At 38.2% G+C, this 12939-nt stretch carries 9 protein-coding genes; 2 read left to right on the forward strand and 7 right to left on the reverse strand.

Going from position 1 to position 12939, the window contains the following annotated elements; translation table 11 throughout:
• Positions 1-77: 77 nt before the first annotated feature.
• The 4 genes from HX109_RS01000 to asnB form a co-directional block, all read right to left on the reverse strand.
• Positions 78-1430, reverse strand: a complete 1353-nt coding sequence (locus HX109_RS01000) for a pyridoxal-phosphate dependent enzyme (protein WP_178949368.1) — start codon at positions 1428-1430, stop codon at positions 78-80.
• Between the two features lie 205 nt (positions 1431-1635).
• Positions 1636-2658 carry a DUF6588 family protein gene (locus tag HX109_RS01005; RefSeq protein ID WP_178949369.1) on the reverse strand — a complete coding sequence of 341 codons (1023 nt, stop codon included), beginning with the start codon at positions 2656-2658 and terminating at the stop codon, positions 1636-1638.
• Positions 2659-2752: 94 nt separating this feature from the next.
• Positions 2753-4693 carry a DNA topoisomerase (ATP-hydrolyzing) subunit B gene (gyrB, locus tag HX109_RS01010; RefSeq protein WP_178949370.1) on the reverse strand — a complete coding sequence of 647 codons (1941 nt, stop codon included), beginning with the start codon at positions 4691-4693 and terminating at the stop codon, positions 2753-2755.
• 393 nt (positions 4694-5086) lie between these two features.
• Positions 5087-6757: an asparagine synthase B gene (asnB, locus tag HX109_RS01015; RefSeq protein ID WP_178949371.1), complete on the reverse strand. Its 1671-nt coding sequence runs from the start codon at positions 6755-6757 to the stop codon at positions 5087-5089.
• 250 nt (positions 6758-7007) lie between these two features.
• On the opposite strand from asnB, the gene HX109_RS01020 reads away from it, so the two are divergent.
• Complete coding sequence (locus HX109_RS01020; RefSeq protein ID WP_178949372.1) at positions 7008-7553, forward strand: DUF2911 domain-containing protein; 546 nt, start codon at positions 7008-7010, stop codon at positions 7551-7553.
• Positions 7554-7648: 95 nt separating this feature from the next.
• On the opposite strand, the gene HX109_RS01025 is transcribed toward HX109_RS01020, so the two are convergent.
• Positions 7649-9499, reverse strand: coding sequence for a glycoside hydrolase family 2 protein (locus HX109_RS01025; RefSeq protein ID WP_178949373.1), 1851 nt, complete (start codon positions 9497-9499; stop codon positions 7649-7651).
• A gap of 251 nt (positions 9500-9750) precedes the next feature.
• Here HX109_RS01025 and HX109_RS01030 point away from each other — a divergent pair, with 251 nt between their 5' ends.
• On the forward strand, positions 9751-10938 hold the full coding sequence (locus tag HX109_RS01030) for an aldose epimerase family protein (protein WP_178949374.1): 1188 nt from the start codon (positions 9751-9753) through the stop codon (positions 10936-10938).
• An 11-nt stretch (positions 10939-10949) separates the two neighbouring features.
• Here the strand turns inward: HX109_RS01030 and HX109_RS01035 are convergent, their stop codons facing one another.
• Entirely contained in the window at positions 10950-11852 is a 903-nt protein-coding gene (locus HX109_RS01035) for a succinylglutamate desuccinylase/aspartoacylase family protein (protein ID WP_178949375.1), read from the reverse strand.
• A 22-nt stretch (positions 11853-11874) separates the two neighbouring features.
• Positions 11875-12924, reverse strand: a complete 1050-nt coding sequence (locus HX109_RS01040) for a glutathione synthetase (protein ID WP_178949376.1) — start codon at positions 12922-12924, stop codon at positions 11875-11877.
• Positions 12925-12939 lie beyond the last annotated feature (15 nt).

Genomic DNA, 12939 nt, shown 5'->3' on the forward strand with positions numbered 1-12939 from the left:
TTTGAAATAAATGGTGCTATTGATCTAAAATGGATTGTTTTGCTTTTTAAGATGCTTCTTCAAATTCCATTACACACCTAAATAGCACTTATAATATCGTGTTTGGTTATAATTTGAAATTCTTTATTTCCCAGATCTACCAGTACGGCTTTATTTTCCCGATTGATGAGTTTTGAAAGCTCATCGATGGAAGTATTTTTTGAAACTACTGGAAAAGCTGATTGCATAATATCCTTTATGGGTTTTTCAGAAATATTCTTGTCCTCTAGGTACGCCTTAAACAATGCAGACTCATCTAAAGACCCCACAAAACCGGAAGCATCTTCTACGGGGATCTGGGAAATATTGTGTTTTTTCATGCGTTCAATTGCATGGGAGACCAATTCTTCAGTTTTAGCAGTGATTAACTCGCCTTCGGCTCCAATAAGATCTTCAGCATGTTTTACATCCTTTTCCAGAAAACCGCGGTCGCGCATCCAGTCATCGTTAAAAACTTTGGCAATGTACCTACTTCCAGAATCGTGAAATAAAACCACCACCACGTCATCAGGTTTAAAATGCTGTTTTAGCTGAAGAACACCCTTTATAGCGGATCCTGCCGAATATCCAACAAAAATCCCCTCTTCTTTCGCTAACCTTCGGGTAAAAACAGCTCCATCTTTATCGGTAACTTTCGTAAAACCGTCGATGACATCAAAATTTACATTTTTAGGAAGAATGTCTTCGCCGATGCCTTCCGTAATATAACTATAAATTTCGTTTTCATCGAATATGCCCGTCTCATGATATTTTTTAAAAACAGAACCATAGGCATCGACTCCCCAGACTTTTATATTCGGATTCTTTTCTTTTAGATATTTTCCAACCCCGCTTATGGTACCTCCGGTTCCAACACCTACAACGAAGTGTGTGATTTTACCTTCCGTTTGTTCCCAAATTTCAGGTCCGGTTTGCTCATAATGCGCCTGGGCGTTGGAAAGATTGTCGTATTGATTTACATACCAAGAATTAGGCGTTTCTTCCGCTAAGCGTTTGGAAACCGAGTAATAAGAACGGGGATCATCTGGAGCTACATTGGTAGGACAAACCACTACCTCTGCCCCTACTGCACGGAGAACATCCATTTTTTCTTTGGACTGTTTATCACTGATGACACACACCAATTTATAACCTCTATTAATGGCCACTAAAGCCAATCCCATTCCAGTATTTCCACTGGTTCCTTCAATTATGGTACCACCGGGTTTAATAAGGCCGGCAGCTTCGGCATCATCCACCATTTTAACCGCCATACGGTCCTTTACCGAATTCCCAGGATTAAAGGTTTCTACTTTGGCGAGCACCAAAGCATCGATATCCTTGGTGATTTTATTAATTTTAACCAACGGGGTGTTCCCGATAGTCTCTAATATATTTTTAGCGTATTTCATAACAATTATTCTTCCTTTAAAGATATAAAATGCTTAGGTAGTGTGAAGTTAAAAATTGATTAAAAGACATGTTGCCTAGCAAACGGCTTGCAATAAAAGGTCTTGGAGTGAACCAGTGCAAGAAAGTAATTGTCCCTTATATGAAGAAAAGGTGCCCTAAATAAAAATTTAAGACACCTTTTTATTTTTAGCTGAAGCCTATAAACTATCTAAAACCGAAATTAAGGCCCACGGAAAAACTATCGTATTCGGCAAATGTATAATCTGCGTTAAAACGGAAGAAACCTAATTTTAAACGGGTGCCAAACGTTCCTCTAACCCCTGAAACACTGCTGGAAACCGAATAAGGGTCTACTATGGCTTCCGACTGCAAAATACCATCGGTAACAATATAGGTTCCCAAAATATCCGATTCTGATTTTCCTGAAAGGTAGCCTATGCCCCCGTAAAAATTAATGATGGGCAATTTCGTAGATGCGATAGCCTGAAACAGCCATGTATTGGTGCTGTTCTCCAATCTTTGATTTTCGCCATCGATTCCCGATGTATCCGTAAAATCGTATTCACCATCAAGGTGTGTATAAGAAATTAAGCCAGAAATAGCCACTGGTAACAATTTATCTGCTGGCAACCAATGGGTAAATTCATGCTGTAAACCAAAACCATACATTCCGATTTTAGTATCCTCTGCATTAATTTTAGGAATAAATCGAGCCTTAAACTCTGTCCCAAAAGACAAACCTATGCTTCCTTGTAAAAAAGCAGTGGGTAAAAAACTTAAACCTTCTGCTGCCAAACCATTGGGCAATTCCAACTCAACCGATTCGTTACCAAAAATAGGATCGTCGTAAGTTACTTCCACCAAAACCGTAGGATCATTTTCTCCCAAAACCGTTCCTACATTCTGGGCCGCCGGGCCTTGAACAAAAGAAACATTTTCATAATCGTTGGTGTCCATCCAAAACTCCTTTTGGTCGTCTTTAATTACCCCGGCATTTGCCATCACAGAAATTTCAAAACCAAGTAAGGGTTTTACTTTGGCGGTATTGTACCAACCATTATTAATCCCGTACATCAAAGCGTCTGTTCCAGGTGCCAAAAAATCGTTTGTAAATCGTTGGGCATCGTCTACTCCTGCGGCCAATAGTGCATCGAAACTATCTTGCGCCTTTGCAGTGGTGGCACAAAAAGTAGCAACAGCCATTGCCAACATTGATAATTTTTTCATAGTATTTTTTTAAGATTTGAAACTGCCCGCAAATTAAAAAAACTCATGAGTTTCTCATGAGTTTTTCGTTATATATTCAAATTTTCTCTTTTACCTAGGCATCGATATTTGCATAGACTGCGTTTTTCTCGATAAATTCCCTACGCGGTGGAACTTCATCCCCCATAAGCATTGAGAAAATTCTATCAGCTTCGCTACCGCTATCGATGGTTACTTGGCGCAGGGTTCTAAATTCTGGATTCATTGTAGTATCCCACAATTGCTCCGCATTCATCTCCCCAAGACCTTTATAACGCTGTACGTTTACGCTTCCGCCGTATTCCTCTGCCAGTCTATCACGTTCTTTATCGTTCCAGGCATAAGACTTTTTATTTCCTTTTTTCACCAAATATAAAGGGGGTGTAGCGATATAAATGTAACCGTTCTCCACCAATTCCCGCATGTACCTAAAAAAGAAAGTAAGAATAAGGGTTGCAATGTGCGAACCATCGACATCCGCATCACACATAATAACGATTTTATGATAACGCAATTTCTCTACGTTCAACGCTTTACTATCCTCTTCCGTACCAATAGTTACCCCAAGTGCCGTAAAGATATTTCGAATCTCTTCGTTCTCAAAGACCTTATGCTGCATGGCTTTTTCCACGTTTAGGATTTTACCCCTTAACGGAAGTATTGCTTGAAAATTACGGTCTCTACCTTGCTTTGCGGTTCCACCTGCCGAATCTCCCTCGACGAGGAAAACTTCACATTTTTGAGGATCCTGTTCCGAACAGTCAGATAATTTACCTGGCAGACCGCCACCGCTCATTACGGTTTTACGCTGTACCATTTCACGTGCCTTACGCGCCGCATGTCTTGCTTGAGCTGCCAGAATAACTTTTTGAACAATAGTTTTGGCATCGTCTGGATGTTCTTCAAGATATATTTCCAACATTTCTGAAACTGCTTGAGAAACAGCTGCAGAAACTTCCCTATTCCCTAGCTTGGTTTTCGTTTGTCCTTCAAACTGAGGCTCTGCAACTTTTACAGAAACGATAGCCGTAAGACCTTCACGGAAATCATCCCCAGCAATATCAAACTTCAACTTATCCAACAAACCAGAAGCATCGGCATACTTTTTAAGCGTGGTAGTTAACCCTCTTCTAAAACCAGATAAATGGGTTCCCCCTTCGTGGGTATTAATATTATTTACATATGAGTGAAGATTTTCAGTAAAAGAAGTATTGTAAACCATTGCGACCTCTACAGGAATATCGTTTTTCTCTCCTTCCATAGAAATAACATCGGCGATTAAAGGCTCACGGTTTCCGTCTAAGAACCGAATAAACTCTTTAAGACCTTCCTCTGAATGGAATTTTTCAAAAACAACCTCTCCTTTTTCGTCTTTATGACGCTTATCGGTAAGGGTAATGGTAATACCTTTATTTAAGAAAGCAAGCTCCCGCATTCTGCTTGCCAAAGTATCGTAATTATATTCCAGTGTTTGAGTAAAAATAGTTGGGTCTGGTTTAAAAGTAACCAAAGTACCTCTTAGATCAGTCTCACCAACAGACTTAACTGGGTAAAGGGTTTTTCCACGCTCATACTCTTGCTCCCAAATAGTCCCATCGCGATACACGGTAGCTTTCAGACTTTCGGAAAGTGCATTTACACAGGAAACACCCACCCCGTGGAGTCCACCAGAAACTTTATATGAATCTTTATCAAACTTACCCCCGGCACCAATTTTGGTCATAACCACCTCCAATGCAGAGATTCCTTCCTTTTTATGTAAATCTACAGGAATACCTCTACCATTATCTTCAACGGTAATGGAGTTGTCTTCATTAATTACCACACGAATGGTATCGCAATGGCCAGCCAGCGCTTCATCAATAGAGTTATCTACCACCTCATAAACCAAGTGGTGCAATCCTCTTACACCTACATCCCCGATATACATAGATGGTCGCATACGTACGTGCTCCATCCCTTCCAGCGCCTGAATACTATCTGCTGAATAATTATGCTTTTTAACTTCCTCGCTCATATTAATTAGAATTAATTAAAGAATTCCCTTAAACGCCATTTATAGAATGAAACATTTAACTGAATCCAACAAACCTAAAAACTGCCAAAAGACCGTTTCTGAAGTTTATATCAACATTTATTTTTGTAACCTTTGGTCATAAAAAAATGCACTTGTGGTGCATTTTTTTGAACACTTACAAATATACGAAAATAAGGGCTGTTTTTAAAGGTTTTAACGCAAAAGGACTTAAAATTATCAACAATTGTTGATTACTTAAAAACGCTCTTAAATCGCTTAAAAACAGCTTTAAAATCAATTTTACTGAATTTTAATATTTTCATCTAAAGCTAAAAAACCAAAAATCCCGCAAAAGCAGGATTTTTGAGTTATAAAATATAAATTATCGGATAATTATTTTTCATAGGCATCGGCATGGACCCTAGCCACAGCTCTTCCAGATGGATCGTTCATGTTTTTAAACGCTTCATCCCATTCCAAAGCAATTTGTGTACTACAGGCTACGGATGCTTCCTGGGGAACGCAAAGCGCAGCAGCGTCAGATGGGAAATGCTCTTCAAAAATAGAACGGTAATAAAACTCTTCTTTGGAAGTAGGTGTTTGTATTGGGAACCTAAATTTAGCATTCGCCAATTGTTCATCGCTCACCTCTTGATTTACGACTTCTTTTAAAGTATCGATCCAACTATATCCAACCCCGTCTGAAAATTGTTCCTTTTGCCTCCATGCTACGCTTTCCGGCAGGTAATCTTCAAACGCTTTACGAACTACCCATTTTTCCATACGCTCGCCGTTGATCATTTTATCTTCTGGGTTGATGCTCATCGCCACATCCATAAACTCTTTGTCCAAAAACGGCACCCGTCCTTCTATGCCCCATGCGGCTAAAGATTTGTTGGCCCGCAAGCAATCGTACATATGTAGTTTGCTTAACTTCCTTACTGTTTCTTCATGAAACTCTTTGGCATTTGGTGCCTTGTGGAAATACAAATAGCCTCCAAATAGCTCATCGGCACCTTCGCCAGACAACACCATTTTAATTCCCATCGACTTAATGACCCTTGCCATTAAATACATAGGCGTGGAAGCTCGTATCGTAGTAATATCGTAAGTTTCTAAGTTGTAAACCACATCTTTTATGGCATCCAAGCCTTCTTGAATGGTAAATTTAATTTCGTGGTGTACAGTCCCGATATGGTCCGCTACTTTTTGAGCGGCCGCTAGATCTGGAGAACCCTCCAGCCCTACAGAGAAAGAGTGTAAGCGTGGCCACCAAGCTTCGGAAGTATCATCTGATTCAATTCTCTTTTCAGCATATTTTTTAGCAATGGCTGAAGTTACCGATGAATCCAATCCCCCAGAAAGTAAAACTCCGTAAGGAACATCGGACATTAATTGTCTATGTACTGCAGCTTCTAAAGCTTCCTTTATTTTTTGAATACTGGTTTTATTGTCTTTTACGGCATCGTACTCCGTCCAATCCCTAACATACCATTTTTTAAATTCACCATCAGAACTATGTAGGTAGTGCCCTGGAGGAAAAAGCTGTATTTTGGTACAAACGCCTTCCAGCGCTTTTAATTCTGAAGCCACATAGAACGTTCCATTTTTATCCCATCCTACGTAAAGAGGGATAATCCCCATATGGTCCCTAGCCACAAAATACTCATCCTTTTCAGCATCGTAAATAGCGAAACCGAAAATTCCATTCATCTCATCTATAAATTCTACTCCTTTTTCTTTATACAGTGCTAAAATAACTTCGCAGTCCGATTCCGTTTTAAAATCATATTTACCCTCAAACTGTTTGCGCAATTCCCTGTGGTTATAAATTTCACCATTTGCTGCCAAAATCAATTTTCCATCTTCGCTCAATAAAGGTTGTTTCCCAGAAGCTGGATCTACAATTGCCAAGCGTTCATGAGCTAAAATAGCCTTTTCATCGCTGTAAATACCGCTCCAGTCTGGCCCTCTATGACGAACCCTTTTAGACATTTCCAATAACTGAGGTCTTAAGTCATCGGCCTTTTCTTTTAAATCGAATGCACAAACAATTCCACACATAACTATATCTTGATTTTTTTTATTTCTAATTATCTATAAGGCAAATATGCAATACAACTTTCTATTTAAAAACAAATAACCTTTAAAAGATTACAAATTAAAACAAAAATATGCAAAACACATTCAAATAGAAGTCTTAACTATAATTTAGGAAGTATTTCTTTTTAAAATTGTAAGTTCTCTTTATCTTTTTATACTCATAAAGAGTAATGACTAAATCATTATTTCACTAAACAATTAAAAAATCATTATGAAGAAATCATTAATCGCTATGTTATTCATAGCCGCCTTTACATTTTCAACACAAGTAGAAGCCCAAAAATTTAGCGGACTGGATAAAAGTCCTGCCGACATCGTTTATTTCAGACCAGAAAAAAACGCTGCTCCCTTGATGAAGGTTGTTTACGGACGACCTCAACTAAAAGGACGTGCCGTAGGAACCGATCTTGCTCCTTATGGAGATGTATGGAGAACTGGAGCTAATGAAGCGACGGAGATTAAGTTCTATCAAGACGTTTCTATAGGTGGAAAACCAATTTCTGCGGGTACTTACAGTTTGTTCACTATTCCTGGAAAAGATGAATGGACAGTAATTATTAACAAAGATGTAGATGTTTGGGGAGCTTACTCCTACAAAGAAGGTAACGATGTTGCCCGTATTAAAGTTCCTGCTGGAAGTGATAGTAAATCGCTTGAAGCATTTTCCATTACTTTTGAGCCTATGGACGGTGGCGCCAAAATGATTATGGGTTGGGACAAGCTTAGAATTGAAGTACCTATTACCTACAATTACTAAGTTTTTATTTATAAAAATTTTAAAGGGAAGCTTTGATACCATCAAAGGCTTCCCTTTTCTATTTAAAATGAAAAATATCTAAAGTTTCGCAAATTTTAAGGTTTTGTCTTTTTATCTAGCCGAATACTGTTAATTACTTCTTGGTTAACATCGCGTACTTTTTTAAAGTCCATTTTATCCACTTTTCTATCGTAGGTCATAAAACCGTTCACCTCTCCCTCTACATCGGTGGTTTGCGTATAGACCGCTGCGGAGAATCCGGTTTTTACCATATTCATTAACTGTCTGGCGTATTTTATATATTCTTCGGTAGTTTCTTTTGAGTTCTTGAACTTTATATATCCCCAGTTATTATCGCTTTTCCAAAGGTGCCCTTCAATAGGAAGGCCAATACCGCCATATTCCCCCAGAACGGTTATTCGCTGCGCATCGTATAAATACATTTTAGGCCCTGGATAATTGTGAAGGTCTAAAATATCACCGGTTTGAAAATGGTTTCCACCACTAGCGGAATTTATAAGTCTCGAAGGATCGTAATTCTGGGTCCACTCTGTAATTTCAACGGTTTTAAATTGTCCCCAAGCTTCATTAAAAGGCACCCAGACTACAATACTTGGATAGGAATAAAGGTAATCGATAATTTCTTTCCATTCTTTACGGTAAATCTCTTCCGATTCTGCACTTCTTTTAAGCTCAGTTCCATCGAAATATTTTTTCCCTTGCCAAAGAGGCGCACTATCGCCATTTGGCATGTCCTGCCAAACCAAAACCCCTAATCGATCGCAATGCGTATACCATCGAGCAGGCTCTACCTTAACGTGTTTACGAATCATATTAAAACCTAACTCTTTTGTTTTAATAATATCGTATTTTAAAGCTTCATCTGTTGGCGCAGTATACAATCCATCTGGCCACCATCCTTGGTCCAAAGGGCCAAACTGAAAGTAGTCTTCATTATTAAGTTGCATTCTTACGATACCATTTTCATCCCTTTTCTTGGAAATTTTACGCATTGCAAAATAACTGTCCACTTCATCAACAACCTTTCCTTTACTTATCAGTTTTACTGATAAATCATATAAAAACGGGGATTCTGGAGACCATAGTTTTTGATTCTCCACAAGGATCTCCAATGTTTCATTTGCACTGGCTTTTGAAACAGATAACACCTTACCATTATCTTTAACCGTAACCTCAACAATGTCTCCGTAAGATGCATTTGTTAAGTCTGTTAAGATCTTTACGGTATTGTTATCAATATTTGGAGTGATTTTTAAGTCGTGGATGCTTTTTTCTGAAACTGGTTCCAACCACACGGTTTGCCAAATACCGCTAACCGGTGTATACCAAATTCCTTTAGGCTCTTTAACTTGTTTCCCTCTCGGTTGCGGACCGTCGCTAGTGGGGTCCCAAACCTTTACGATTAATTGCTGCTCCCCGGCTTCTAAAAAAGGAGTGATATCAAAAGAAAATGGAGCATATCCCCCAGTGTGCGAACCAATTTTTACGTCATTGAGCCACACTTCTGCCTTCCAATCGACGGCTCCAAAATGTAGTAGAATATTCTTATCGCTCCACCCCTCTGGAATTGTAAAAATGGTTTTATACCAAAGTTCGTTATCGGCACCTAGTTCTTTCATAACCCCGGAGAGACTCGACTCCACAGCAAAAGGAACCAAAATTTTTTCTGCATACTCTTTAGGCACAGTTCCGCCTGCTTTTTGTATTTTGTAATCCCACAATCCATTTAGGTTTTTCCATTCCGTACGCTTCATTATGGGCCGTGGATATTCCGACAACACATTATTGACATCGATTTTCCCTGCCCATTCTGTTTTAATTTTATCCCCTGCTGGTTTCCATTTTTGGGAAAATGCAGAAGCACTCATTAAAAAAATCATCAAAAGCAAAAACCATTGGTTCTTAAATTTAAATTGGTTAATCATTATTATTGTTTTTGTTGGTTAAAAATTTATTTATAAAGGCCTATGACAGTTTCTAAACCCATTGATTAATGGGTTATTAAAAAACCCATAAAATAGTTACGTTTTCTCAAAATAATAACTATTAATTCGCCGTAATTATAATTTTCAGCTCTTAAATATCAGAATTTTTAATAGTATTTTGTACTATTACAAGTACAATTAACAAAATTTGTCTTATTATTATTTCTAATTAAATTTTGAATACATACACAATGCATACGAATAATACTTTTCTTGCTGCTCTATTTTCAATTCTAATTATCAGTATTTCCTGTAAAAACGAAAAAAAGGAAAAAACCTCTGACGCTCAAGTTTCCAACAATTTAGAAACCGATTCTATAGAAACCTATTTAAATGATAAAGAATTTGATACCGTTTTAAACAACAAAAATGTTGGTTTATACTGGATAAAAAATAAGAATATGTTAGCCGCTTTCACCAATTACGGGGGGCGCTTGGTGGGTTTATGGGTTCCCGATAAAAATGGAAATTACACAGATGTTGTTATCGGGATGCCCAGTATAAAAAGCTATATGGAATCTACTGAACCTTATTTTGGTGCTACCATTGGAAGAGTTGGGAACAGAATTGCCAATGGCACATTTACTTTGGAAGGCAAACAATACCAAATTCCTACTAATGATGGAGAGAACAGTTTGCACGGAGGGAAAAAAGGTTTTCAAGATGTGGTCTGGAAAACCGAAAAAACAAACGATCATACCTTGGTCTTTAGCTATACGTCTGTAGATATGGAGGAAGGTTTCCCCGGAAACCTAGAAGTAAAAGTTACCTATACTATTACCCAAGAAAATGCTCTAAAAATAGACTATCAAGCCAACACCGATGCGCCTACCGTGGTAAATTTAACGAACCACGCCTTTTTTAATCTAAACGGGGAAGGCAGTGGAACTATTTTAAATCATAAACTAAAAATATATGCTAACGAATTTACTCCGGTCGATTCGGGATTAATACCCACGGGACGAATCGAAGACGTAAAAGGAACCCCATTTGATTTTACAACTATTCATTCAATTGGTGAGCGCATTGATACAAAAAACGAGCAATTAAAATTTGGAAAGGGCTACGACCATAATTTTGTGCTGAATGGTCCTAAAAAAGGCGGTATGATCCATGCAGCAACCATCAAAGGGGATAAAAGCGGTATTATAATGGACATCCTTACGGAAGAACCAGGCTTACAATTTTATAGTGGAAACTTTATGAAAAGTAAAAACACTTTAAAAACCGGGGCAAAAGATGATTATAGGACGGCTTTCGCCTTAGAAACACAACATTTTCCAGACTCACCAAATCAAGAAAACTTTCCATCGATAAGATTGAATCCGGATGAGACTTACCATACGGTTTCGCTTTATAAATTTTCTGTGGAGCGGTAGAAACCAAATTTTTAGGATCCAGAAACTTCTTTAATTACAAAAAAACCATCGTTCCCTTGGGTTTGGTATAAGGGCATAAAGATATGGGCATCCCACTTGCTTATAACTTTGTGTCCATTTTCTTTTGCCAGCAATTGCCCCTTGGTAATTTTACTGAAATTCTCAAAACCTGATTCCATGGCGAAAGATACTTTTTCATCGAGTTCGTGGCGATAGAGAATTTCAAATGTCTTCTGGTCGGGAGCATTTTCTTCTGAAAATTTGGTGACACATTCTGGATAACAAGAAATTTCTTCCAAATTTAGGTCACACGCTTTTTCAAGAGCCAACCATATCATTCCTTCATGATTTTCTTGTGCTTCATCACTTGTGTGCTGCCCAGCTTCAAAAACAAAACCAGTGATACCAATCCTACTAAGGTAATGGTCGATATCCCCTGTGATAATATCACTAAAGCCTCTAACGATATAGGTAGGGAACAGGTGCGCCCATACATCATTATCGTTCACCTCTTGCACCGAAATGAAAGGTAAACTTGCAGAAGAAGTCGTATGGCAGTCTAAAAAATATCTTTCGGTAAATGCTTCCCTGCTTTCGTCTTCCAGCACTTTCATGATCTCATACATTTCCTTATGTTCGTGGGATTTTTCAACACGGGAACTTATATTTTCTTTCGTCCAGGTGCGGTTTAAATCTTCATCGATATATCTTACACCTTCTTTTAGTGCTTTTTTATTCCCTGCAACACCTAAAACAGTCCCATTTATAATCGGCTTTGTTTTATTCAATTCTTTAAAAACCTTTTGTAAGGCTTTGACCCCGCTAGGTTCGTTTCCATGAATACCGGCCGTAATAAAAAGCAAAGGTCCTTTTTTATCGCTTGAATATTTTCCTATTATTCTATCTACCTCCATAATTTAATATTCTATTTTTCTTTTAATACATAGTTGCCAACACTTTATTTGCTAGTTGTCCGCCGTATTTTTGCTTGTAGAATAGCTTCCGCTCTATGGATTCTATAATGGTATCTGTAAAATCGGGCAGGCCAATATCTGCGAACCTCTCCAAGCCACCCGGACTTAGTACATTGATTTCAATCAATTTATCTTTCACAATATCCAATCCCACTAAAAACAGACCATCTTTTATAAGCTTTGGAGCTGTTAAGTCAATTATTTGCTTCATCGCCGGCGTAAGCTCGCTGCTATCTGCCGTGGCCCCCAATTTAAAATTACTTCGGAATTCCCCTTCTCCACTAACTCTTCTAATAATGGCTTTTTCTCCTTTTTCTTCCAGCACTCTTCCATTTAATAAAAGAACACGCACATCACCATCTTTTACCGCTGGCAAATATTCTTGGGCAATAACATACCCTTGATCGCTAATGGTTTTTATGATTTGATTGATATTTTTTTCGTGTTCATCAATTAGAAAAACATCGGCACCTCCAGATCCTTCGAGAGGTTTTAGCACCATTTTCTTATCGTGCGCTTCCCAAAAGGTTAAGATGTCTTCTTTATTCCTAGTGATTATGGAGGCCGGTTTTATTTCCTTCGGAAGTTCTTCAAAATAGAGTTTATCTATAAAAGCATGCGAAAGCGCGTAGGCGTCATTTAATACCAGCACACCCTGACTCTGGATCATTCTCCCAAAAGCGATTCCAGATTGTTCGGCCCAATGCCTTTCTGCCCCTTCTTCCGTAGGATTGTTACGGATGAAAAGAACATCCAAATCGGTAGAAACTACTTTTTTCTTTTTCGCTTTTGCCCCTTGTAAAATTTCTAAAAATTTCTTTGGCGACTTTGTTGTGGTAGATTTGGGAACTTTAGTGGTATTAAGTGTAATCGTACCGCCATATTCAAAATTAAAATCGCCCACCCCCATAACAAAAACTTCATGCCCTCTTGCATGTGCTTTTGTCATTAGAGCCACAGAAGTTCCTGCCTTTTCTTTCTCAATTTTATTTAATACAAAACATATTTTCATTTTATCTTTTTTTAA

It is taken from the genome of Galbibacter sp. BG1 (genome assembly GCF_013391805.1).
GTDB lineage: Bacteria > Bacteroidota > Bacteroidia > Flavobacteriales > Flavobacteriaceae > Galbibacter.